22 protein-coding genes are annotated in these 23,458 nt (G+C 69.3%); 14 read left to right on the top strand and 8 right to left on the bottom strand.

The window, feature by feature from the left end; all coding sequences use genetic code 11:
- Positions 1 to 10: 10 nt before the first annotated feature.
- Both ACQP06_RS31535 and ACQP06_RS31530 read right to left on the bottom strand, forming a co-directional pair.
- Positions 11 to 595 carry a 5-formyltetrahydrofolate cyclo-ligase gene (locus tag ACQP06_RS31535; protein ID WP_433668489.1) on the bottom strand — a complete coding sequence of 195 codons (585 nt, stop codon included), beginning with the start codon at positions 593 to 595 and terminating at the stop codon, positions 11 to 13.
- 47 nt (positions 596 to 642) lie between these two features.
- Positions 643 to 2,298 (bottom strand): purple acid phosphatase family protein, encoded by a 1,656-nt coding sequence (locus tag ACQP06_RS31530; protein WP_433668487.1) that lies wholly within the window; start codon positions 2,296 to 2,298, stop codon positions 643 to 645.
- 200 nt (positions 2,299 to 2,498) lie between these two features.
- On the opposite strand from ACQP06_RS31530, the gene ACQP06_RS31525 reads away from it, so the two are divergent.
- The 4 genes from ACQP06_RS31525 to sepX all read left to right on the top strand — a co-directional run bounded on the left by ACQP06_RS31525 (position 2,499) and on the right by sepX (position 6,714).
- Positions 2,499 to 3,437, top strand: coding sequence for a UTP--glucose-1-phosphate uridylyltransferase (locus ACQP06_RS31525; protein ID WP_357280643.1), 939 nt, complete (start codon positions 2,499 to 2,501; stop codon positions 3,435 to 3,437).
- A gap of 33 nt (positions 3,438 to 3,470) precedes the next feature.
- On the top strand, positions 3,471 to 4,730 hold the full coding sequence (gene glp / locus ACQP06_RS31520) for a molybdotransferase-like divisome protein Glp (protein ID WP_357280640.1): 1,260 nt from the start codon (positions 3,471 to 3,473) through the stop codon (positions 4,728 to 4,730).
- Between the two features lie 9 nt (positions 4,731 to 4,739).
- Entirely contained in the window at positions 4,740 to 5,390 is a 651-nt protein-coding gene (locus tag ACQP06_RS31515) for a GNAT family N-acetyltransferase (protein ID WP_357092247.1), read from the top strand.
- Positions 5,391 to 5,574: 184 nt separating this feature from the next.
- A complete protein-coding gene (gene sepX, locus ACQP06_RS31510; RefSeq protein ID WP_433668484.1) occupies positions 5,575 to 6,714 on the top strand; it encodes a divisome protein SepX/GlpR in 1,140 nt (379 codons plus the stop codon).
- 308 nt (positions 6,715 to 7,022) lie between these two features.
- Here the strand turns inward: sepX and ACQP06_RS31505 are convergent, their stop codons facing one another.
- Positions 7,023 to 8,081 carry a hypothetical protein gene (locus tag ACQP06_RS31505; RefSeq protein WP_433668482.1) on the bottom strand — a complete coding sequence of 353 codons (1,059 nt, stop codon included), beginning with the start codon at positions 8,079 to 8,081 and terminating at the stop codon, positions 7,023 to 7,025.
- Positions 8,081 to 8,815 carry a ParA family protein gene (locus tag ACQP06_RS31500; RefSeq protein WP_379271157.1) on the bottom strand — a complete coding sequence of 245 codons (735 nt, stop codon included), beginning with the start codon at positions 8,813 to 8,815 and terminating at the stop codon, positions 8,081 to 8,083. The genes ACQP06_RS31505 and ACQP06_RS31500 overlap by 1 nt, the downstream gene beginning before the upstream one ends.
- A 355-nt stretch (positions 8,816 to 9,170) precedes the next feature.
- Here ACQP06_RS31500 and ACQP06_RS31495 point away from each other — a divergent pair, with 355 nt between their 5' ends.
- Positions 9,171 to 10,058: a C40 family peptidase gene (locus ACQP06_RS31495; protein WP_433668480.1), complete on the top strand. Its 888-nt coding sequence runs from the start codon at positions 9,171 to 9,173 to the stop codon at positions 10,056 to 10,058.
- Between the two features lie 251 nt (positions 10,059 to 10,309).
- Here the strand turns inward: ACQP06_RS31495 and ACQP06_RS31490 are convergent, their stop codons facing one another.
- Positions 10,310 to 10,972: a TetR family transcriptional regulator gene (locus ACQP06_RS31490; protein ID WP_433668478.1), complete on the bottom strand. Its 663-nt coding sequence runs from the start codon at positions 10,970 to 10,972 to the stop codon at positions 10,310 to 10,312.
- Positions 10,973 to 11,060: 88 nt separating this feature from the next.
- Here ACQP06_RS31490 and ACQP06_RS31485 point away from each other — a divergent pair, with 88 nt between their 5' ends.
- Both ACQP06_RS31485 and ACQP06_RS31480 read left to right on the top strand, forming a co-directional pair.
- Positions 11,061 to 12,143, top strand: coding sequence for a substrate-binding domain-containing protein (locus tag ACQP06_RS31485; protein WP_433668477.1), 1,083 nt, complete (start codon positions 11,061 to 11,063; stop codon positions 12,141 to 12,143).
- A 206-nt stretch (positions 12,144 to 12,349) separates the two neighbouring features.
- A complete protein-coding gene (locus tag ACQP06_RS31480) occupies positions 12,350 to 13,060 on the top strand; it encodes a MarR family transcriptional regulator (protein WP_433668475.1) in 711 nt (236 codons plus the stop codon).
- On the opposite strand, the gene ACQP06_RS31475 is transcribed toward ACQP06_RS31480, so the two are convergent.
- Positions 13,054 to 13,323, bottom strand: a complete 270-nt coding sequence (locus tag ACQP06_RS31475) for a hypothetical protein (RefSeq protein WP_433668473.1) — start codon at positions 13,321 to 13,323, stop codon at positions 13,054 to 13,056. The two genes, ACQP06_RS31480 and ACQP06_RS31475, sit on opposite strands and share 7 nt — an antisense overlap.
- A gap of 84 nt (positions 13,324 to 13,407) precedes the next feature.
- On the opposite strand from ACQP06_RS31475, the gene ACQP06_RS31470 reads away from it, so the two are divergent.
- On the top strand, positions 13,408 to 14,355 hold the full coding sequence (locus tag ACQP06_RS31470) for an undecaprenyl-diphosphate phosphatase (RefSeq protein ID WP_433673488.1): 948 nt from the start codon (positions 13,408 to 13,410) through the stop codon (positions 14,353 to 14,355).
- A gap of 167 nt (positions 14,356 to 14,522) precedes the next feature.
- Here the strand turns inward: ACQP06_RS31470 and ACQP06_RS31465 are convergent, their stop codons facing one another.
- A complete protein-coding gene (locus ACQP06_RS31465; RefSeq protein ID WP_433668471.1) occupies positions 14,523 to 16,154 on the bottom strand; it encodes a cutinase family protein in 1,632 nt (543 codons plus the stop codon).
- Between the two features lie 145 nt (positions 16,155 to 16,299).
- Positions 16,300 to 17,703: a lipase family protein gene (locus ACQP06_RS31460; RefSeq protein WP_433668470.1), complete on the bottom strand. Its 1,404-nt coding sequence runs from the start codon at positions 17,701 to 17,703 to the stop codon at positions 16,300 to 16,302.
- A 244-nt stretch (positions 17,704 to 17,947) separates the two neighbouring features.
- Between ACQP06_RS31460 and ACQP06_RS31455 the strand changes: the two genes are divergently transcribed.
- From ACQP06_RS31455 to ACQP06_RS31430, 6 genes are read left to right on the top strand one after another with little or no spacing between them, the layout of a single operon-like run.
- On the top strand, positions 17,948 to 18,358 hold the full coding sequence (locus tag ACQP06_RS31455; protein ID WP_433668468.1) for a zinc ribbon domain-containing protein: 411 nt from the start codon (positions 17,948 to 17,950) through the stop codon (positions 18,356 to 18,358).
- Positions 18,355 to 19,500 (top strand): thiolase family protein, encoded by a 1,146-nt coding sequence (locus ACQP06_RS31450; RefSeq protein WP_433668466.1) that lies wholly within the window; start codon positions 18,355 to 18,357, stop codon positions 19,498 to 19,500. Before ACQP06_RS31455 ends, ACQP06_RS31450 begins: the two co-directional genes overlap by 4 nt.
- Positions 19,497 to 21,038: a class I adenylate-forming enzyme family protein gene (locus tag ACQP06_RS31445; RefSeq protein ID WP_433668464.1), complete on the top strand. Its 1,542-nt coding sequence runs from the start codon at positions 19,497 to 19,499 to the stop codon at positions 21,036 to 21,038. The genes ACQP06_RS31450 and ACQP06_RS31445 overlap by 4 nt, the downstream gene beginning before the upstream one ends.
- Complete coding sequence (locus tag ACQP06_RS31440) at positions 21,031 to 21,807, top strand: crotonase/enoyl-CoA hydratase family protein (RefSeq protein ID WP_433668462.1); 777 nt, start codon at positions 21,031 to 21,033, stop codon at positions 21,805 to 21,807. The genes ACQP06_RS31445 and ACQP06_RS31440 overlap by 8 nt, the downstream gene beginning before the upstream one ends.
- Before the next feature lie 2 nt (positions 21,808 to 21,809).
- On the top strand, positions 21,810 to 22,724 hold the full coding sequence (locus tag ACQP06_RS31435) for an SDR family NAD(P)-dependent oxidoreductase (protein ID WP_433668460.1): 915 nt from the start codon (positions 21,810 to 21,812) through the stop codon (positions 22,722 to 22,724).
- 13 nt (positions 22,725 to 22,737) lie between these two features.
- A complete protein-coding gene (locus ACQP06_RS31430; protein ID WP_433668458.1) occupies positions 22,738 to 23,436 on the top strand; it encodes a TetR/AcrR family transcriptional regulator in 699 nt (232 codons plus the stop codon).
- Positions 23,437 to 23,458 lie beyond the last annotated feature (22 nt).

The raw sequence follows: 23,458 nt of genomic DNA, 5'->3' as shown, positions 1-23,458 counted from the left end.
CAATCGGGTGTCAATTCCCGGCCCGATCTCCGAGGCGGCGCAGCCCGCCGAACGGGGTCAGTGCCCACCCCATTCGATGGTCGTGCGACTCCTCCGGCAAACGGTCCACGAGTTCGTCGTCGCGCACCACGGCGATCAATCGCGCGTCGGCGCGCGCGGCGTTCAGACTTCGATCGTAATAACCGGCCCCGCGTCCCAATCTGACTCCGCGCCGATCCACCGCGAGCGCCGGAACCAGAATCGTCGACGCCGTCGAGATTCCGTCCGCGACCGGGTCGCCGTCCGGTTCGCGCAGCCCGAACCGGCCGCGGCGCAGCCCGTCGGGCCCGGTGTATTCGGCCCACGTGAGCGGCCCGGGTTCGCCGGTGACCGGCAGCAGCACCCGGGCGCCGGCGGCCCGCAGCGCGTCGAGCAGGGCCACCGAGCCGGGTTCTCCGCCCACGGGCACGTAGGCGCAGACCCAGCCGCTGTCCGCGAGCCCTCCGGCCGCGGCGGCCAGCGCCGCGGCCTCGCGCTCGCGGACCTCGGCGGGCAGGGCTTTGCGGCGCGCGAGGATCTCCGCGCGCCACGCCGTCTTGTCCCGCTCGTCCGTCACGCTTCCACCCTAGGACGGCCGTCCCGGACGATCCGCGCCCGCCGCGTTCAGCGATCCGAGCGCGGCCGGGTCAGGGTGAACGTGTCGACGGCCTTCAGCTCGCTGGTCGGCCCGGTGAGGGCGTAGTAGGTGCCCTTGATGGTGGTGTTCCCGCCGGGCGTGCCGGGGTCGACGTCGAAAGCGCAGAAGCCGTAAGGATGTTCGGCGTCCTTGAACGCCGACCAGGGCGCGTCCTCGAGCACGTACGCCGGAACCTTCTTGCCGGTCGCCGGATCCGCGTTCCCGACGGCGGTGATGACCCGGCACTTGTCGCCCGGGAAGAACAGGTGGTTGGACGGCACCGAGGTGCCGCCCCCGCCGATCACCAGGTGGACGGTGCCCTGGCCGGTGTCGACGAGGTCCTTGCGGGTGCCGGCGGGCTTGGGCGTGAGGGTCTCGGACCCGGTCGTCCCGCGCACGGGATGCGAACGCTCGTAATGGTGTTCGTGCCCGCACAGCACCAGGTCGACCTGGTATTTGTCGAACAGCGGCAGCCATTCGGTGCGGATGCCCAGGTCCGCGCCATTGGCCTTGTCGGCCGAGGAGATGGCGACCTGGTGCATGAACACCACCACCCAGTCGATGCCCCGGTCGGCGCGCGCCTTGGCCAGTTCGCTTTCCAGCCAGCGCTTCTGGGCTCCGCCGGAGTAGCCCTTGACGTAGCTGTTGCCGCCGTCCTGCAGGCAGACGTCGTCGTTGGCGACCGCGATCACCCGCATGCCACCGACGGTGAACGAGTACCAGAGGCCCCGGGCGTGTTCCTCGCTCCCGGCGTCGGGGACGGTGAAGTAGGTCTGGAACGCCTGGTAGCCGATGGGTCCGTTGCCGAGTTCGTTCTCGTGGTTGCCGGGGGCGGGCATCCAGGGCCGGTAGCGGGCCGAGCGAGAGTTGTTGGCCCACCAGTCGTTCCAGGTCCGTATGCGGTCGAGGGACAGGTTGGCGTAGCAGAGGTCGCCGTTGACCAGGTTGAACAGCGGGGCCAGCGATTCCACCGCGGAGGTGATGTCGCCGGCGTACTGGGAGCCGAGATTGTCGTTGACGGCCTTGCCGTCGACGATCTTGCCGACGGTGGGCGTGCCCTGATCGCCGAAGCTGGTGAACCGGAACTTGGCGCGCCCGGCGGGCGCGGTGCGGATGGTGCCCAGTTCCGGTGGCGCGCCGTCGTGTCCGGCGGCGTAGACGTAGTCGGTGTCGGGGGACAGGCCGGTGAGCCGGGCGTGATGGGCCTGGATCTCGATGCCGGACTTGGCATCCCGGTAGGTGCGGGTCTGCGCGGAAACCGTCGTGCCGAATCCGGAGTCGGCGGTGCCGTAGCGCACGGTCGGCGCGTTGACCGATCCGAGGGTGTGCCAGGTGACCACGACCTCGCGGGCCGCGTCGGCCCCGAACTGGAGGTGCAGGCCGGAGACGCGGGGCGCGGCGGCGCGGTCGGGGGTGGTGACGAGTTCGGCGGAGCGGGGCCAGGCGGGGGCGTTGGATCCGGTGCTCTTCAGTGCTACCGCGCCGCCCGCGCCGACGGTCAGTCCGGCCAGGCCCGCGGCGGCGGAGGCGCCGAACAATCGGCGGCGGCTGACCGCGCGGCTGGTGTCAGGGGTGCTGACAGTAGGTGTGTCGGGGTTGTCCGGCGTGGAATCGGGGTTGTGGGAATCCTCACGATCGGTCATGGGTGTCAGTCAACAACCAGTGGGTACGAGGGAGGTCACAGTGCGACGAACGCCAAATGAAAAGAACGGGTCGGTCGGTGAGAACGCCCTCGGTCCGGCGTTCGGTGCGCTCCTGCCGTCCTCGCCCCTTAGGCTCTCGGGGATATCGAGGCGGCCACGAGCCACTCTCGGGCATATGACGGATGGATAGGGTGAAATTCATGACAGCTACTGGCGGCGGAACCGAGTCGTGCTTCCGCACCGCGGTGGTCCCCGCGGCCGGGCTCGGCACCAGGTTCCTGCCCGCGACCAAGACGGTTCCCAAGGAGTTGCTGCCGGTGGTCGACACCCCGGGCATCGAATTGGTCGCCGCCGAGGCCGCGGAGTCCGGCGCCAATCGGCTGGTGATCGTGACCTCGCCCGGGAAAGACGGTGTGGTCGCGCATTTCGTCGAGGACCTGGTGCTGGAGAGCACCCTCGCCGAGCGCGGCAAGTTCCATCTGCTGGAGAAGGTGCGCAAGGCCCCCGCCCTGCTCGACGTCACCTCGGTGGTGCAGGAGGAGCCGCTGGGCCTGGGTCACGCGGTGGCGCAGGCGGAATCGGTGCTCGACGCCGACGAGACCGCCATCGCGGTGCTGCTGCCCGATGACCTGGTGCTGCCCGGCGGCGTGCTGGAGCTGATGGCGAACGTGCGGAACACCTACGGCGGTTCGGTGCTGTGCGCCATCGACGTGCCGAAGGAAGAGGTCAGCGCCTACGGCGTCTTCGACGTCGAGGAATTGCCCGACGGCCCGTGCGACGTGCTCAAGGTCAACGGCATGGTGGAGAAGCCCGCCGTGCACGAGGCGCCCTCCACCTTCACCGCGGCCGGGCGATACCTGTTGGACCGCGCCATCTTCGACGCGCTGCGCCGCATCACTCCCGGCGCGGGCGGCGAACTGCAGCTGACCGACGCCATCGCGCTGCTGATCGCGGAGGGCCACCCGGTTCATGTCGTGGTGCATCGTGGGTCGCGGCACGATCTGGGCAACCCTGGCGGTTATCTTCGTGCTGCGGTCGATTTCGCTCTGGAACGCGAGGAATACGGTCCCGCCCTGCGCGAGTGGCTCGAGCAGCGGCTCGGTCCGGACTGGAATCCGCAGCTGACCACATGCGAATGAGGCGACGGACGGGAGCGACTACGGAAGGGCGGCATGCGCTCGGTTGAGGATCAGCAGATCAAGGTGACCGCCGCGGCCGTGGCCCCACGGCCGGTCCGGGTCGCGATCAGCGAGGCACAGGGTTTGCTGTGCGCCGAGGATGTGGTCACCGAGCGCCCCCTTCCGGGCTTCGACCAGGCCGCGATCGACGGCTACGCCGTGCGCAGTGTGGATGTGGCCGGCGCGGGCGCGAATATCCGTGACGAGGACGGCAATTCGGTGCTCCTGAGCCTGCCGGTGGTGGGCGAGGTGGCGGCCGGTTCCCGTCAGCCGATCCGCCTCCAGCCCCGCCAGACCGTGCGGGTCGACACCGGCGCGCCGCTGCCGACCCTCGCCGATGCCGTGCTGCCGCTGGAGAACACCGACGGCGGCCGCGCCCGGGTCAAGGTCTACGAGGCGGTCCGCTCCGGCGACTACGTGCGCCGCATCGGCGACGACGTGCAGCCCGGTGATCTGGCGGTGCGCGCCGGCACCATCATCGGCCCGGCCCAGGTGGGCCTGCTGGCCGCGGTCGGCAAGGACAAGGTGCTGGTGCATCCGCGGCCCCGGCTGTCGGTGCTGTCGGTGGGCGGCGAGCTGGTCGACATCGATCGCACGCCCGGACCCGGCCAGGTCTACGACGTGAACTCCTACGCCCTGGCCGCCGCCGCCCGCGACGCGGGCGCGGACGTGAACCGGGTCGGCATCGTCAGCGCCGATCCCAAGCGGCTGCGGGACGTGGTGGAGGGCCAGCTGGTCCGCTCCGAGGTGGTCGTGATCGCGGGCGCGGTCGGCGGCTGGGCGTCGGAGCAGGTGCGCGAGGCCCTCGAGGGGCTCGGCGAGCTGGAGATCACCCGGGTCGGCATGCATCCCGGGTCGGTGCAGGGTTTCGGCCTGCTCGGCCGCGACGAGGTGCCGACCTTCCTGCTACCCGCGAATCCGGTTGGCGCGCTGGTGGTTTTCGAGGTCATGGTGCGGCCGCTGATCCGGATCGCGCTGGGCCGCCGCCACCCCATGCGACGCATGGTGCGGGCGCGCACCATCCTGCCGATCGCCTCGATCCCGGGCCGCCGCGGCTATCTGCGCGCGCAGCTCATGCGCGACGAGCAGACCGGCGACTACCTGGTGCAGCCGCTGGGCGGCCCGAACGGGGCGTCCTCACATCTGCTGGCCACCATGGCCGAGGCCAACAGCCTCATCGTGATCGACCCCGAGACCACCGAGGTGCGTACCGGTGACGAGGTCCAGGTCGCGTTCCTGGCTCAGCGTGGGTGAGGCGTGGAGATGAACGTCTTTCGTTCGGCCCAGCATCCGGGCTGGCCGGCGCATCTGGGTCCGGTGCGGGTCGCGGCGGGCACGGTCACGCTGCGGCCGATCCGCCTGCGGGACGCGTCCGCGTGGGGCCGGATCCGGGTCCGGGACAAGGATTATCTGGAGAAGTGGGAGCCCACCGGCCGTGGCCCGTGGGAGGCGCGTAACCACTCCAGCAATTGGCCCGCGCTGTGGTCGGCGTTGAAGGCCGAGGCGCGGCGTGGCGCCATGATTCCGCTCGTCATCGAGGTGGACGGCCAGTTCAGCGGTCAGCTCACGGTCGGCAATATCGTGCGCGGCGCGCTGCGGTCGGCGTGGATCGGCTATTGGGTGTCGAGCGAGCTGGCCGGGCAGGGCGTGGCCACCGCGGCGCTGGCCCTGGGCCTGGACCACTGCTTCGGCGAGGTGGGCCTGCATCGGGTCGAGGCCACCGTGCGGCCGGAAAACCTTGCCAGTCAGGCGGTTCTGCGCAATGTCGGTTTCCGCGAGGAGGGCATGCTGCAGCGCTACCTCGACGTGGACGGCGCGTGGCGGGATCACCTGCTGGTCGGCATGACGGTCGAGGAGGTTTCGGGGACCGTGGTGGACAGACTGATTCGCGCGGGGCGCGCCAGCAAAGCCTGATAACTCGCTGAGCGCGGCGTGTGAGAGTTTTCGCGACCGAATTCGTGTGACTAGTGTTGCGTGTGTGGTCGGCGCGCCTGAGGGGAATACCCACGGCGTGGAATTAACCTACGCACGTCGGTGGTGCGTCTGTTTTCCGATCAGAAGGGACAGACAACAGGGCGGGACGGAGGTGTAAGGGCCAATGCCGAATTCGATCTTGTGGATCGGGTTGGTGGTGCTCTGGGTCTTCGTGCTCTTCCCGATGCTGGCCAATCGCCATCCCCGCATCCGGCAGCACACCGACGCCGCACTCTCGACACGAGTGTTGCATCGCGGCGGTGCCAAGCGAAGCACCAGGAAAGGTCCGGCGACCGGACATGACACCGACCCGGACTACGTGCCGGTTCGCAGAAAGCTTCACCCGAGCGAGGATCCGGAGGATCGGATGACCAGATCGGACGACAGCCCCGCCGAACCGGAAGCCCTCACCGCCGCCGTCGCGGCCGAGACGGCAGCAGCCGTAGCCGAGAAGGACGAGGTCGTCGCCGCGGTGAGCGCCGAACTGCCGGAGCCCGAGACGGATTCGACCGACCCGGAGGACGCCGACGACGCGGACGCGGACGCCGCCGAATCCGAGCCCGCCGCAGCGGAATCCGAGACCGACCCCGAAACCGCCACGGATGAGACAGAATCCGAGACCGTGGATGCCGCGGCAGTGACCGACGACGCTGAGCCGGAAGCCGCCGTGGTCGACGCGGCCGCTGCCGAGCCCCGCAAGCGGGCCTCCCGCGCCCCCGCCCTGCGTGACCCGGATCCGGAACCCGAACTCGAATCCGACGACGAGGACGAGGATTTCGTGCCGTCCCGGCGCGGACGCGGCGGATTCGACCCTGAGGCCGACGCCGCCGCCCGCGCGGCCCGCTACACCTTCCGCCAGCGCGCGGTCCTGGGCCTGGTGCTCGCCATCCTGCTGTTCGCCGCCTCCGGCCTGGCCATCTCCTCGCTCGTGTGGTGGCTCTCCGCGCTGTCCGGCATCGTGCTGGTCGCCTACCTCGCCTACCTACGCAAGCAGGTTCGCCTCGAGGAGGACATCCGCCGCCGCCGCGCCGCGCGCGCGTCCCGCCAGCAGACCGAGTCCGACGCCGAGGACGAGCGACGCACGCGCGAACGTCCCCGCCCCGACCGCGACGAGACCCGCACCCAGTTGCGCCGCGCCGTCCTGGTCGAATCCGACGACGAGGACCCGTTCTTCGAGCACCTCGACCTCTTCGACGCCGCCGAGGCCCGTGCGACCCGCCAGCGCGCCGCCGGCGCCCGCGAACGCCGCGCGGTAGGCGAATAGCCCACAACGCACCGAGAAGGGCTCCCCGTCCAACGGGGAGCCCTTCTCGCATATCCGGGGCGAATAGGCACTGTGGGCAAGGCCGACGCGGGCCCATGACTACCGGTTGATGCGCGACGACCGCGGCTACTTCAGGCGACGCTGAGAGTTGTCTGGAGTTCGGGTGCGCGGCTCCGAGTCTTCGAAGTTCGGGGGTGTCACTCCTGAGAGGTTCGAGGGTTGTCTCTCGCGAAATTGAATAGGCTTTTGCTATTACAGCGAAAGGGCCCGGCTTTCGGCCGGGCCCTTTCGGCGGGTGCTGTCGCGAGCTATTCGATGTCCGGCATTCGCCCGGTTACCGGAATCTGCCGCTCGATGAGTTCGGCCAGCGTCCGGAGTTTTGCCGCGAATTCGCGTGCCGCCACCGGATGCTCGCCGGACCCCTTCACCACTTTCTGGGTGAGTGCGGTGAGCCGGGACTCGACCGCGCTGAACACGTCGGCGGTGGCGGGCTGCTCCTCGGAGAGGTCACCGCGCAGCCAGGCGCGCAGCCGCTGCACCACCGCGCCCTCCTCGTAGTCGTCGGGCAGCACCGCGACCGCTTCGCGGAGTTTGCCCGCGGTGACCTTCACGTCGGCGGCCAGCGTGGTGTACACGGTGACCGCCGCGTCCTCGCCGTAGGCCGCGGCCACCGGCAGCAGCTCGCGGATCTGGCCCTCGTTGAGGGCCGGCGCGACCGGGTGCAGGCGCGCGGCGAGCGGCCAGGCCCGGATCAGCTTGTGCGCGTAGGACCGCTGCATGTCCCAGCGCTTCTCCACGTACTCGTCGAAGCTGGCGTGGTCGGCGCGGTAGAGCCGGCCGTCGCGCACGATCTGCAGCGCGCGCCCGGCGGTCCAGAAGGCCACCCGCAGCGCGTCGATGGAGGACTCGCACACCTCGAGCTGTTCGGACTCGCTGCGGCTGAGTGGCCCGTCGCCGCCCGCGGTGGGCAGCGGAAGGTCCAGCACGCCGGGCGCGCTCTCGGCCGCCGCCGGGGCGGCCTCGTGCGCCACCGGCTCCGGCGCCGAAGCCTGCGGTGCTGCCGGGATCTTCGGCGCGGGCGTGACCGGTGGCGCGGCCACGGGTTCGGTCGCCACCCTTTCGGCCGCCACCGTCTCGGGCGCCAGGGTGGCGGTCGCGGTGGCGGCGGATGCCGCCGCGTCCGCCGGGGCCGCCGCGGGCGCGGCCGGTGCCATGAGGACGGTGGTGGCGGCCGGTGAGAGTTTCGGTGTGCGCGGCCATTTGGCATCGCGCAGCGGGGACACCGGGGGAGTGTGCTCGGCCTCGTCGGACAGCGGGTTGCGGCCCAGGCCGCCGCCGATGGAGGTCTTTCTGCGCTGGGGCGGCATCAGGCCGACACCTCCGCCGGGACGCGGGACTCGATGTAGTCGCGCACCAGTTCGTCGCCGACGGCCCGGTATTCGCCGAGATCCTCGATCGGGTTCTCGGCGCCGTCGCCGACTTCGCCGTCGGCGGCCTCCCGATACCACTTCCAGGCGCTGACGTAGGAGTCGAAGACCTCGTAGCCCGCGTCCTCCAGATTCCCGCGCTGCGTGCGGTATTCGGTGGACACGTTGACGCCGTTCTTCATGGTGACCGGAACCTTGGTCATGAGCACACGCACGCGAATGGCCTTCTCGTGTTCGGCGGCCGCTTCCTCGGCGGCGCGGTAGGTACTGGGGACGCGTTTGACTTCCGAGGGGCTGACGCTGGTGACGAGGATGAGTTCGTCGCTGACGGGGACGGCGGCCTTGAAGATGTCGGCCGATTCACCGCCGGCGTCGACGATGATCACGTCGTAGTTCGCGGAATTGTCGGTGATGCAGTCGTTCACGTGCCGTGAGGGGAAGGCGAGCAATTCGAAGGGAATGTCGACCTCGGCCTTCTGTAGTCGCCGATACCAGGAGTATCCGGTCTGGCTCAGCGGGTCGGCGTCGATCACCAGCACTCGAAGTTCATGCGCGGTAGCGAAATACGAGGCGATGAAGAAGGCGGATGTCGTCTTGCCCACGCCTCCTTTGAGATTCCCGAGCGTGATCACCAGTGGCTCGGGAAGATTGCCTAGCGCAGGGGATTTGGTCATCGATCAACCTCCTGTTGATGGGGAGGGCAGCTTCCTCGATCAGTCTCACACGCGCGTGGGACGCGCCCGCGAAGGCTCGCTCGGAGGTGTCGAATTGGTTGAAACCGGCTGTGTCCAATTGGACACAGCCGTCAATGGTTACCGTTTCGTAATGCATAACACGCATGTCATTCGTTGCCAGCCCTGACGTTCCGGCGAAATATGCATTCTCGGATCTGCTGGCAGTACCGAAATTTCGCGTGATGGACGGATACCGGATAGCTTTCACGGCTTGATCGGAGGACGACCGCTCATGGAAACAAACGGTGATAGACAGAAGGTTCGATTACTTCCGCGGCTGAGCCTGCGGACCCTGGTGACAGGAGTCCTCGGAGCTGCAGCCGTCGGAGCCGCCCTGTTCTTCGCGGCGGGCCAGGCGCAGGCGGCGCCGGTGACGATCCCCGGTATCGGGGCGATCGACATCCCGGACGAGATCGCCGCCCCGCTCGGCCGGGTGACCCCCGCGATCGGCATCCTGCCCCCCGCGGCCGGAACCACTTCCCCCACGCCGGAATCGGCGATCGGTGAGCCGGACGCCCCCCGTATGACGGTGGCGCCGCAACGCATCGTCATCGCCCCGGCCGACACGATGCCCGACCCGGCGCCGGTGCGGCCACTGTTCCCGGAGTCGCTGCGCTCGGCCATCGTGATCCCGGCGATCGGCACCCCGGCCATCGCCACCCCGACGGGCGCCGCCCCGAGCGCCGTGATCCAGCCCCCCGCGCAGGAATCGCGCACGGTGTCGGTCGCCGGTCTCGGCACCTTCGTGGTGCCCGCCGCCCTGCCCCCGCTGGCCGGAATCCCCGGCGTGACCGATTCCGCGGTCACCCGCACCACGGTGCCCGCGGTGATGCCGAAGACGGCGGGCGAGCGCGCGGTGGAGGCGGCCCGCACCAAACTCGGCGCGAACTACAGCACCGGCGGCACCGGCCCGGACTCCTTCGACTGCTCCGGTCTCGTGCAGTGGTCGTATCGAGAGGCGGGCGTGGAAGTGCCGCGCACGAGCTATTCACAGCTCGCAGCCGGAACCCCGGTCACGATCGACGAATTGGAGCCGGGTGATCTGGTCTCCTACTACGGTGGTGGCCACTCGGCGATGTATCTCGGCGACGGGAAGGTCATCCACGCCAGTGACTACGGGTCCGGCGTGAAGGTCTCGCCGCTGTCGAATATGCCGGTGACCGGAGCGCGTCGCTTCCAGTGAACCGCTCGGGACCATTCGACGTGATCACCACGAATTCGTGATCGATCGACAACGCGAGGTAAGGCATGAGGGCAAGGAAAACGGCGGCACTGGTTCTCGCCACGCCCGCCACCGCGGCCGGAGACGGAACCGTCTATGCCACCAATGATTCAGGCTCCCGGCCCGCTGTTGACCAGCGAGGTGCAGTACGGCCGTGGCGCGCAAGGCTTCTCGGCGGGCCGGCTCTTCGGCATCACGTTCGGCGGCGTGGTCTACGAGGTGCCGTGCGGTTTCGATCCGAATGCCCGGACGGCGGCCCCCTGACCGGGGTGGGCCACCGGTTCACTGAGTAGTCCGACGATCATGGCGATGATGCTGTCGCGTACGTCGTCACGTTCGACCTCGGTGGACAGCACGGAGCGCTCGTAGTCGGCGAGCAGGGCGAACATGACCGTGGTCATGGCCTGTAGTCGGTACCGGCGTTGCGCCGGAGTCAGTTCCGCCAGTGCGTGATACAGCCTGGCGACGAGCACTCTTGTTGTCTGCCAACGCTTTTCGTTGAGATTGGGTCCGGTGACCGCTGGATGGGCGCGAGCCTGCTCCAGGAACCGCGCGTAGTGCGTCGAGCCGTCGGCGTAGGGCACGTCGAACATGGGCCGCACCAGAATGGCGACCAGCGCGGCGACACTGTCCGGGGCGCCCGAGGACTCGTGTTCGGCGAGCAGTTCGGTCCGGCGGGATTCCAATGCGGGCTGATGGCGTTCGATAATGGCGGCGATGAGGCCGTCCCGGGAACCGAAGTGATAGTGGACCGCGGAGTTGTTGCGCTGTCCCGCCGCCACCGCGATATCGCGCAGGGCCACGTCCGGCCCGCGTTCGGCGATGGTGCGCTCACCGGCGAGCAACATGAGCTCGCGCGCGTCAGGACTGTTCACGGTGCTATCGTGCCCCTTCGTCTCGCACCACGCGGTCCCGGGTGGACGCGCGGGCGGAACGTGGGCATTCGAACGGCGGTGATGATCGATGACGCCACGTGAGGCCGGGTCGCGCCGGGCGACGGTGGACCTGGCCCTGGTCGTCCCGATGAGCGGTTCGGCCGGCATCTTCGGGCCCTCCTGCGAGGCATGCGCCGCGCTGGCCGTCGAGGACATCAATGCGATGGGCGGGATCCTGGGCCGCCCGGTCCGGCTGCATCCGGTGGACGCGGGCGCGCCGCTGCCCATGCTGGCCGCGCGGATCGATCGGATGGTGAGCCGCGGCATGATCGACGGCGTGGTCGGCTGGCACCTGTCGAACGCGCGCAAGGCCATCACCCCCTACACCGCGGGCCGGGTGCCCTACGTCTACACCACCTTCTACGAGGGCGGCGAGGACTCCGACGGCGTCTACATGGTGGGGGAGACCCCGGATCAGCAGTTGTTCCCCGCGCTGCGCTGGTTCCGCGCCGAGCGGGGCGTGCGCCGCTGGTGCATCGTCGGCAACGACTATGTCTGGCCACGTGAAACAGCAAGGGTCACTTGGGAATTCGCTGACACGAGCGATATCGACGTGGTCGGTGAGGTGTTCGTGCCGTTGGGCAGCCGGGATTTCACCGCGGCGTTGGACCTCATCCGCAGTTCGCCCGCCGAGGGGGTGCTGCTGTTCATGGTCGGCGCGGATTGCGCGGCCTTCAATCAGGCCTTCGCGGCGGCCGGGCTGGACGAGAGCCGCCTGCGGCTGAGCATGATGATCGGCGAGGACGTGCTCTACGCGGGCGGCCCGGACAGCGCGCGCGGATTGTTCACCGCCAGCGGCTATTTCGAGAGCCTGGTGTCGCGGGAGGCGATGGCCTTCGGCAGCCGCTACACCGCCCGCTACGGTCAGCTGGCCCCGGCGCTGAACAATATCGGCGAATCCTGCTACGAGGGCCTGCTGTTGTTCGCCTCGCTGGCGGAGGCGGCGCACAGCCTGGACGTGCGGCTCATCGAGCGTGGTGCGGCGAGAGTGAGCTACGGCGGCCCGCGCGGTGAGGTGCGGGTGCGCGGGGCGCACACCACGCAGCCGGTATTCCTGGCGGGCGCGGACATCATGGACTTCACGGTGCTGGCCGAACTGACCGGATTGTGAAGCGCGGGCTGTTCGACTGATGGCGAACGCTACGTTGCGTTCCCAACCGGGGTGACGACCGAATGCCGTCACGAACCGGATAACGCAAGTGTGCCAAGGGTTTTCGTTTGTCGCGATGATCATTTGCGGCGCCCGCCGTGCGGTTTTCGTGTTGCAATAGGGTGGTGCCGCGCCGCCTCGGCGGCATCTGATGAAGGAGCCGCTCCGTGCCCGGAGGAAGACTCAGCCCCGATGATCGCCGCCTCATCGCCGCCGGTCTGGCCCGGGGCCTCGGCTACGCCGAGATCGCCCGCCGCCTGTCCCGGCCTACCTCCACCGTGAGCCGCGAGGTGACCCGCAACGGCGGTCCGGGCCGCTACCGCGCGGAGCTGGCGCAGGCCGCCACCGCGGTGCGGTCGCGCCGCCGCACGCCGCGCCCCAAGCCGATCGAGAAGCCTTCCGGCGTCGACGAATACGGCCGCGATCCGATGCTGCTGACCGAGGTCAGCGACCGCTTCGCGCTGCTGTTCGCGCAGTTCGGGATGCCGCGCATGGCCGCCGCGGTGCTGGCCCGGCTGTACGCCGCGGACTCGGGCAGCCTCACCGCCGCCGAGTTGGTGGCCCAGTTGCGGGTGAGCCCGGCGACGGTCTCCGCGGCGGTGGGGCGGCTCGAGGAGCGGGCGCTGATCCGTCGTGACCGGGACCCTGGCACCCGCCGCGACCGCTACGTGATCGACGAATCCGCTTGGTACCGAGCCACTCTCGCCGGAGCGCAGGTCAACGAGCGGCTGGCGGCCCAGGCGCGGCACGGCGCGGACGCGCTCGGTGTGGCCACGCCCGCCGGGCTGCGGCTGCTGGGCATGGGGGACTATCTCGAGCGGGTGGGCCTGGACATGGTCCGCTCCGCCGAACGCTGGCGGCCGCGGCTCGATCAATGAGCGACGGCGATGCCGGGAAATCTGCGGTGAATGCGATCGACATACTTGCGCACCGTGGAGAGTTCGGCCGAGATCGTTTGCCGGGCTTCCGCCGTGGGCGCGGTTTGTAATCGCCGCGTGAGTTTGACTACATGCCTTTCCAATTCGTCCAGGAAGATGCGGGCCTGAGCTAACTCGGGATCCTCGCCGACATCGGGATTACCGAATCCCCTGTACTGCATATCGCCGAAGTATTCCACGCCGCCGGACGCCGCGCCGCGCAATTGGATTGCTTCCGGTAGCCTCGCCAGGCGAGCTGCCCCGGCGCCATCGGGGTGTTCGGATCCCCGCACCGCTGCCCGACAGGAATTCGAATGGCCATCAGTTACCTGGAGTCGATCGTCGTCGGCGCACTGCAAGGGGTGAGCGAGCTCTTCCCGGTCTCCAGTCTGGGCCATAGCATCCTGCTCCCGGCCTGGTTGGGCGGGCAGTGGGCCGACGATCTGAGCATGTCCGCCAAGGATTCCCCGTACCTGGCGTTGCTGGTGGCCATGCACGTCGCCACCGCGCTGGCCCTGGTGATCTTCTTCCGGTGGGAGTGGGTGCGCATCCTGCGCGGCCTGTGGGAAGTGGCGCTGACCCGCGAGATCCGCACTCCCGAAGCACGATTGGGCGTACTGCTGGTGGTGGCGACGATTCCGGTCGGCCTCGCCGGACTGCTGTTGGAGAAGATCGTCCGGAACTACCTCGGCACTCCCGTGCCCACGTCGATCTTCCTGGCGATCAACGGTTTCGTGCTGTTGTCCGCGGAGATCATGCGCAAGCGTGAGCCCGAAGGCGAATTCGTGCTCTCCAGTCCGACGGGCCGCCGGGACGTGTCCATGGAGGACACCATCGTGCTGCCGATGACCGACCCGGACCGCGCCTCGGACGTGCGCCTGTCCCGTCTGACCATGCGCGACGCCACCCTGATCGGATCGGCGCAGATCGCCGCGCTCTTCCCGGGCATCAGCCGTTCTGGCAGCACCATCGTGGCGGGCCTGTTCAAGGGCATGCGCCACGAGGACGCGGCCCGCTTCGCGTTCCTGCTGGCCACCCCGGTCATCCTGGCGGCCGGGGTGCTGAAGACGCCGGAGCTGTTCAAGCCCGAGAACCATGCCATCCTGGGTCCCGCCGTCGCGGGCAGCGTGGTCGCGGGCGTGCTGTCCTATATCTCGGTCAAGTTCCTGACCGCGTACTTCGAGACCAAAACCCTGACCCCCTTCGCCGTCTACTGCCTGATCGCGGGTCTGGGCAGCCTGGTCTGGTTCAGCTAGCCCGCCTCTCCGGGCCTTCAGCGGACGGCTGGGGAGCCGTTGCCAGCCGTGCACCCGTGCCGGCGATGGGTGCCGAACCGATTTCGAGCGTGCCCGACGAGTTACCCCAACCGTTACCAAATCAGTGCGCGCCCTGGCATACGCAGATGCCAGGGCGCATGTTGCTGTCAGTTCGTGGGCGTGGTGGTGGGCGCCGCGGTGGTGGTGGTGACGACGGGGGTCGTCGTCGGGGCGGTGGTGGTCACCGGGGGAGTGGTGGTGACCGGCGCGGTGGTGGTGTCCGGGGCGACCGTCGTGGTGGCCGGCGGCGTCGTGGTGGTGACGGCCGGGGCCGGGGTGGTGGTGGTCGTCGTGGTTCCGGTCGCCGGAGTGGTGGTGGCGGCCTCGCCGGACTTCGGGGCGGCGGCCAGCACGGCCGGAGCCTTCGACGTGGTGGTCGGGCTCGGCGTGGTGGTCAGCGTCTTCGGGTCGAGCTGGTGGGCCTGGGCCTGCTTCGCCAGTTCGGTGAGCCAGGCGGCGGCGTACTCGGCGGAGCTGACGGGCTTGCCGTTGTCCGGGTTGGAGTCGTGCCAGTAGTCGAAGTGGTGACCGGTGCCGTTCGGGCCCAGGGTCAGGTTGTACGGGTCGTTCATGATCACCGGGATGGTGTTCTGGTTGGTGGTGATCAGCCCGATGACCTCGTTGAAGACCTTCTGCGGCAGGTATGCCAGCGGCGACATGTTCTCGGCGGCGATATTGTCCGCGGCCACCGGGGTCGCGTTCTGCTGGTTCGCCTGGTAACCGGGCTTCGACACCTTCAGCAGCACGTCGAGGAAGGTTTCCTTGCTGGTCCACCAGCCCGGGTTGTGCGCGATGTCGGCGAAGGCGTCGCCCGCGATCTTGCCCAGCACGACGGCGACGTCGATGCCGGTGGTCGGGTTGAGGCCCTCGTTCTGCATCTGGTCGGCATTGATCTGGCGGCCGACATTGATGGCGAGCTGCAGCAGCGAGATGTTCTTCGGCGCCGCGCAGGTGAGGTCGCCGTCGGAGCAGAAGGACGCGATGCGGCCGTTCAGCGCGCCGAAGTCACCGGCCTGGTCGGGCAGCGCGCCCTGCCCGCCCGCGACCTGCTTGCCGGTCTGGTAGCTCTGATCGAAGTTGTCCGGACGGCTCGGGTCCTTCGCGCCCGGGAACGGACCTTCCCCGGCGGTGCGGCCGGCGTCGGCGAGGATCACCACGCCCGCGACATTGCCGGGATCCACGATCCCGTACTTGCCGTCCGCGCCCGCGCTCTGGTGGCCGATCTGCATGGCCACCCGCCGCACCACGTCCGCGCCCTCGGAATAGCCGACGATCGCGTACTTGGTGTTCGGGCAGGCCGCGGAGATATCCCGCATGACCTGCTCGGTATTGGCGACACCGGTATTGACGGCGTCCTCGTAGCTGTTCAGGTTCGCGGGATAGGAGATGTAGACGGCCGAATACGAATTGGAGTCGACCGAGCCGCCGGGGGCGTTCACCACCGGGTCCACCCAGTGGCTCTGGTAATCGTCGGACAGGGCGGCGGGCAGTTCGTTGCCGTTCGCGTCGACCAGCATCTTGGTGGTTCCGGATTGCGGCGAGTCGTTGCGCCCGGCCACCGAGATGGTCACCATGTCATGGCATTCGGTGACCGACGAAGTCAGCGCCGGATCGGCCTGCTTCGAATCCGGCCCCGTCAGCGCGTAGGTGGCCGCTATCGCGGCCGCCACACCCAGTACCGCGGGAGCGGCGACCGCCGACGCGATCTTATGTCGTTTCGCGAACCCGCGAATATCCATGCCCGAATCCCCATTTCACCCCGACAAGTGAACCGTCAGGCCCAGCGACTGAGCGGGCCGTCTACACAGGGAGACGTCGTAACCGGAGATCCGAGTGTTACTTATGCGAATGAGTCGTTACCGCACCATGACCCGAACCCGCTGATCAGGCCCCGATCGGTTTGCCGAAGAATGAGGCGAAGGTCTCACCCAGCGTCTCGCCCAGGGTCTGCAGCTCACCGGGGGTGCCGAGCATGGACGGCATGTCGGTGGTGGAGCAGCCCGGTTGCGCGCCAATACCGTTCAAGCGATCGAACAGCCACAGCAGCGCGGCCGGTCCGCCGGAGACCTCGCCGATGACGTGCTCGCTGGCCCAGTCCCGGGTGTAGGTGACCTGCGCTCCGGGCTGCGCGCAGTAGGTGTCGACCAGCTTGTCCGCCGCGGGCAACGGCAGGATCTCGTCCCAGCGCGAGTGCCACACGAACAGCGGCATGTCGGGCAGGCTCTTGCCCAGGCGGGTGTCCTCGAGCATGGCCTGAACAGCGGGTTCGCCGAGCGGGTCGGGGGAGTTGATCATGCCGGTGATATTGAGGAACGGCAGCAGCGCGGTCTGATACTGCACGCAGAACGGCGCCTTCACCGTGCGCAGCAGCTGGCCGAGCGGGTTGAGCTTCTGGTCCAGCAGCGCGCTGAATTCCGGGTACTCCCGCGAGAGCCCGAGGACCGCTCCCAGCACCAGGCCCGCGGTGGCCTGATTGTTGGCCATGAGCAGTGCCGCGCCCAGGTCCGCGCCGGTGCCGCCGGAGGCCGCGCCCACGATATTCAGTTCCGGCGCATAGGTTTTGCGCATCTCGGCGGCGTGCATGGTGGGCATCGATCCGCCCGAGTAGCCGTACAGCGCGGTCGGCGCGCCCGCGCCGACGCCGAGCGGCGCGAACGAGGTGGCGGCGCGAATGCCGTCGAGGGTGATGCGCCCGGCCAGCGGCCCGGCGGCGTACGCCGAATTCGGGCCCTCGTGATCGGGGATCACCACCGCGAACCCCTTCTGCAGCGCGGCCTGCGCGAAGAGGAATTCGGCGGGCGCGACGATCTGCCCGAGGAACGGCGCGGCCGAAAGGTGTTGCAGCGCATAGGAGGGACTGCAGTAGCCCTGCGTCGAGTCCTCGGCGATCTGCACCGAGAGCAGCTTGCGCGGCGCGGGCGCGGTGCCGCGCGGCTTGATCAGGGTGGCGACCGCCGGGATGGCCTCATCGCGACTGTTGTTGGAGCGGTAGGAGACCTGCCAGGCGTCCACGTTCAGCGGGATCAGCCCGAAGTTGCCGAGATTGACCTGCCGGGCCGCGATGATCTCGCCGGGCGCGGCGGCGGCGATCACGTCGGCGGACGGGTTGTAGAAGCCGGGATCGAGCTCCGGCGGCAGTGGCAGCACCTGCGCCGGCGCGATCGAGGGCAGCGTCGGCGCGGCCGGATCGGCGTGCGCCGGTCCCACCGTGAATGCCGCCGCCACCAGCGTCGTGATGGACACCGTCCCGAAGCGCACGAGCCGCCCGGTCAGTCGTCTGGTCTTCATCGACCCACTTCCTCACCCTGAATCCCCAAGTTGTGAGACTACCTAGTCTCAATATTGCGGGGATCACTCTGCCACAGCTGTGACCGGGCTCGCAATATGCGTGAGCGGCGGAATCGGGGATTGGGCGGATTCGGCCTATCCGCCCCGGTGGCGGGGCAAATCCGGGAAGACCCTTCCCGGTGGCGCGGATCACTGCTACGTTCACACTTACTGAACGCTCAACAAGTAAGTTTGCGAGGTCGCGATGCGCGTAGCCGTCAACCCCAGGCTCTATGACCCGCTGCCGGACGATCCGGTGCTGCTCGGCTGCGAATGCGAGGCGTGCGGCCGGGTGTACTTCCCGCCGATCGGGCTCGGCTGCGAAATGTGCGGCGCGGGGGAGGGGCGGCTTCGGTCGCGGGCCCTGCGCGCGGAAGGCGTGGTGTTCGCGGTCGCGGAGGTGGCGGTCGACCCGCTCGGCGCGGCTCCCTTCACCGTCGCGGAGATCGTGCTCGACGAGGGGCCGCTGATCCGCGCGCTGACGCACCCCGAGTCGCACGCGCCACGGATCGGTGATCGGGTCGCCGCGCGCTGGCATGTCGTGCGGCGCGATGACGCCGAGCTGGTCGAGCCCGCCTTCGCGACCGTCCCGGCCGAGAGTGAGGTGCGGCCATGAGTGTGGACCTGCGGCCCGCGTGGGTCGTCGGCGTCGGGTTGCATCCGTACCGGAAGCCCGGTCGCACACCGTATCCGGAGCTCGGCGTCACCGCCGTCCGCGCGGCGCTCGCCGACGCGGGCCTGACCTGGAACCAGGTGCAAACCGCGTACACCGGGACGGCGACCACGTCGATGGCGTTGTCGCGCTTGATGTATCGGCACCTCGGTGCGACCGGCATCCCCATGATGCAGGTCGAGAACGCCTCCGCGTCGGGGTCGAGCGCCTTCCGGCAGGCCTACCTCGATGTCGCCGCGGGCCTGCACGATGTGGCCATCGCGGTCGGCGTCGACAAGCCGCTGAACCTCACCATGCCCGCCCGCGCGGCCGGGCTGGAGGACCTGGTCGGGAATCGTCTGCTGCCGGTCTCGCATTTCGCGCTGCTGGCCTCGCGCTACATGTACGAGACGGGCGCGACGCCGGAGCAGATCGCTCGGGTGGCTGTGAAGAACAGTCGCAATGCCGCACTCAACCCGAATGCGCAGCGCCCCAAGGCCAGAACGCTCGAAGAGGTGCTGGCCCCGCCGGCTCTCAGCGGCGTGCTCACCCGCCTGCAGTGCTGCCCGATCGGTGAGGGCGCGGCCGCCGCCATCGTCGTCTCCGACCGGGCGATCACGGACCTCGGCCTCGATCGGACGCGCGCGGTACGGGTGCGCGCCTCGGCGCTGCGGTCGGAAACCTATTACGGCACCGAGAATTTCGATGCCGCGTTGACCGCGGAAACCACGGCCGAGGCGTTGCGGGCGGCCGGCGTGAGCATCGACGACGTGGATCTGATCGAGCTGCACGACGCCTTCACGGTGGAGGAGCTCGTCTATCTCGAGGCCATGGAGGTGTGCAAGCCCGGCCGCGCCGCGGCCGCCCTGGCCAGGGGCGATTTCGATATCGGCGGCAAGGTCGCGGTCAATGCCTCCGGCGGACTGCTGTCCATGGGACATCCGATCGGGCCGACCGGCGTCGGGCAGATCGCGGAACTGACCGTCCAGTTGCGTGGCGAGGCCGGGGCGCGGCAACACCCCGACGCCCGAATCGGCTTGGCGCACATGGTCGGAGTCGGCGCGGTCTGCGCCGTACACGTGCTCGCACGCGAGGAGGAATCATGAATCAACCCGACAATGGATCCCCGGAGTTCTGGGCCGCCCATCGACCGGACGCGCCCGCGGTGGTCAGCGGCGGCGTCGTACTGACCTACCGGGAGTGGAACGACGCGGCCGACCGGGTCGCGGAGGGCCTGGCCCGGCAAGGGCTGACCGGTGGCGATCGGATCGGCACCAGGTTCCGGCTGGCACCGGAGTACTTCGTCGTCCAGCGCGCCCTGCAGAAGCTCGGTGTCGCCCAGGTGGCCGTGAACTGGCGGCTGACCCCGGAGGAGACGCTGTACATCCTGCGCGACAGCGGCGCGAAAGGGCTGGCGTGCAATGACATCGACGTCACCGGATGGGATCCGGACGCGGTCGGCCTGCTGATCACCGCCGGCCAGACCCCGGACGCACCGGGGATCCGCTACGAGGATCTGCTCGAAACATCGGACGCCCCGGCACGTTTCGGCGCGGCACGGCCCGCCCTGGTGCTGTACACCTCCGGCACCACCGGCCGCCCCCGCGGCGTCCCGCCGACCGATCCCGCCACCATCACCGACTGGGAGCGCCTCCAGCGGTATCTCGTCTCGGTGGCGTCCATCCCCCCGTTGCCCGATGCGGTGCGGTCCCTGCTGACGATGCCGATCCATCACGGCGCCGGGCCGGCGGTCGCGATGCGGGCCTGCGGCGGAGGCGGCACCGTGGTGACGCTGGACCCGTTCGACGCGGAGACGGCCCTGCGACTCATCGACGAGCATCGCATCCAGTCCTGGATCGCGGTGCCCACCATGCTGTTGCGCATCCAGAAGCTCCCCGCCGCCGTGCTCGACAGCTACGACCTGTCCTCGGTGCGGCACATCGGAACCGGGGCCGCGCCGGTCCCGCAGTCATTGAAGGAATGGGTGGTCGAGCGCTTCGGCGACGACGTGCTGTGGGAGAGCTACGGCGCCAGCGAACCCGGCATGATCAGCTACACCGCGCCCGAACATCAGCTCGCCAAGCCGGGCACCAGCGGCCTGCCGTTCGACGGGGTCGAGATCGCCATCGTCGACGCGGACTGGAATCGGCTGCCCGCCGGGGAATCCGGGGAGATCGCGGTCGATACGCCGATCGTGCTGCGCAACTATCTCGGCGGTCCACCGCTCGGCGAGGACGTGGTCAAGGACGGCTTCTACCGCACCGGCGATGTCGGCTACCTCGACACCGACGGCTTCCTGTTCATCACCGACCGGATCAAGGACATGATCGTCGCCGGCGGGGTCAACATCTATCCCGCCGAGATCGAGAAGGCCCTGGTCACACACCCGCGGGTGATCGACGCCGCCGTGATCGGCATCCCCGACGCGGATTTCGGCGAGAAGCCGCTGGCCTACATCGTCGCGACACCGGGATCCGCGCCGACCGAGGCCGAACTGCTGGCCCACCTGGAAGGGCGGCTGGCCGGCTACAAGCGCCCGCGCCGCTTCGACTTCGTCACCGACCTGCCCCGCAACCCGGTGGGCAAGGTCATGAAACACGAACTGCGCCAACCATATTGGGAAGGACGTGAGCGCAATGTCTGACCGGCCCGATCTCATCGCGACCGAGGTGATCGACGAGCGGATCCTGCTCATCCGCATCGACCGGCCCGAACGCCGCAATGCCTTCGACGGCGCGACCGCGCGCGCCCTGGAGGCGGCCATCGACCGCTACGAGGCCGACGACGCGCTGCGCTGTGCCGTCCTCACCGGCTCCGACCTGGTGTTCTCCGCCGGACAGGACCTGATCGCCGCCGCGACCGGCGATATGGGCGTGACCGAACGCCGCGGCGGCTTCGGCATCATGGCCCGGCCGCCGGTCAAACCCATCATCGCCGCGGTCGAGGGCCACGCCCTCGCGGGCGGTCTCGAACTGTGCCTGGCCTGCGATCTGATCGTCTGCTCGCGCACCGCGAGTCTGGGCCTGCCGGAGGCCGCGCGGTCGCTGGTGGCCATGGGCGGCGGGTGTTTCCGGCTCCCCAAACGGATTCCGTATCACCTGGCGATGGAGCTGATCCTGACCGGAAAGCCCTGGCCCGCCACGCTGTTCGCCGAACTCGGACTGATCAACCGGCTCGCCGAGCCGGGCGGCGCGGTCGACGGAGCGCTGGAGCTGGCTCGCGACATCTGCGCCGCCGGGCCGCTGGCCGTGCGGGCGAGCAAACAGATCGTGGTCGACTCCCAGGGCTGGACCGACGAGGAAGCCTGGACGAAGCAGCTGCCCTACCTGACCGCACTCCACCACTCCGAGGATCTGCGAGAAGGCCTGCGCGCCTTCGCCGAGAAGCGGCCGCCGGTCTGGAAGGGACGCTGACCATGCGGAAACCGAGCTTCGAGAGCACCCTGCTGGCCGGCCAGGTCGCCATCGTCACCGGTGGTTCCCGCGGAATCGGCGGCGCCACGGCGACAGTGCTGGCCGCCCACGGCGCCAAGGTCGTCATCGCCGATGTCGACAAGGACAAGGCGGACGAGGCGGTGACCGCGATCGACGACGCCCACGGTCCGGGCACGGCCACCGCCTTCGTCGCCGACCTGGTCGCGCCGAGCGCGTGCGACGACCTCGTCGCCCACGCGATCGACACGTACGGCGGCCTCGACATCGTGGTCAACAACGCCGGATACGCGTGGGACGCCCGCGTCCACGCCATGACCGACGACCAGTTCCAGGCCATGCTCGACATCCACCTGGTGGTGCCGTTCCGCCTGGCCCGGGCCTGCGCGCCGGTGTTCCGGGCGGCCGCCCGGGCCGACGCCGCCGAGGGGATCACGCGCCATCGCAAGACCGTGATGGTCTCCTCCATGGCCGGGCTGCTCGGACTCGACGGCGCCGCCAACTACGCCTCGGCCAAGGCCGGTGTGCTCGGGCTGGCCCGCAGCCTCGCGCAGGAGTGGGGTTCGATGCACGTGAACGTCAATGCCGTGGCGTTCGGGATCATCCAAACCCGTTTCGGGCAGCCGCAATCCGATCGCGAGGTCATCCACACCGGCGGCCGCGAGATCCGGGTGGGCATGCCCGCCAAACAGGCGGAGCGGATGGGCATCACGGTGGATCCGGAGGTCCCGCCCACGGAGGCCGAGATCTACGCGGCGCGGCCGATGCCGTTCGTGTCGCTGGGCCGCACCGGCACCGTCGGGGAGGCGGCCGACGTCATCCTCTGGCTGTGCTCGCCGCTGTCGAACTATGTGACCGGGCAAGTGGTGCCCGTCAACGGTGGTTCACGACTGGGCTAGTTAGGGTGGCGCCATGGCGGGTCGCACGGAGAGGTCCATGGCGGAGGCCACCGGGAAGCCGGTGGCCCCGACGGCGAAGGGGAGCGACGCGGCCCCGCCCCCACGCCGCACCCAGCGCGAACGCGCTGCTCAGGCCGGTCAGGCGTTGCTGGATGCGGCCGAGTCGCTGTTCGCCGAGCGCGGTGTCGAGCAGACGTCGCTGGCCGATGTGGGGCAACTCGCGGGCTACAGCCGTGGATTGGCCAACCATCACTTCGGCACCAAGGCGGCACTGGTCGATCAACTGGCGCAGCGCATCCAGGCGCAGTTCGTCGGCGGGGCCGCGGCGAAGCTCGAGGAGCCCGGAGTCGACGCCGTCGCGGTACTCTCACAGCTGGCTGAGGACTACTTGAAGGCCATGATCGGCTACCCCCGGACCAGCCGCGCCTTCTTCGTGATGTGGGGCGCCGCAATGCCTTCCGAGGCGGCACTGCGCCCGGTCTTCGCCACCGACGACGAACGTTTCCGGCACGGCGTCGACCAATTGCTGCGCGCCGGACAGCGCAATGGGTCGGTGTCCGCCGACGTCGATCCGGCGTCCACCGCGACCGTGCTGACCGGCATGTTGCGCGGCGTGGCGGCCCAGTATCAGATCGCCCCCGACGCCGTGGACCTGCCCGCGGCCATCCGCTCCTGCCAGCGATTCCTTCAGCGTGGTCTGGCCGCCGGGTAACTAGAGTGAGCCGGATGACTGG

Source organism: Nocardia sp. CA-136227 (assembly GCF_050955695.1).
Lineage (GTDB): Bacteria > Actinomycetota > Actinomycetes > Mycobacteriales > Mycobacteriaceae > Nocardia.
This window is presented reverse-complemented; position numbering and strand designations above follow the sequence as displayed.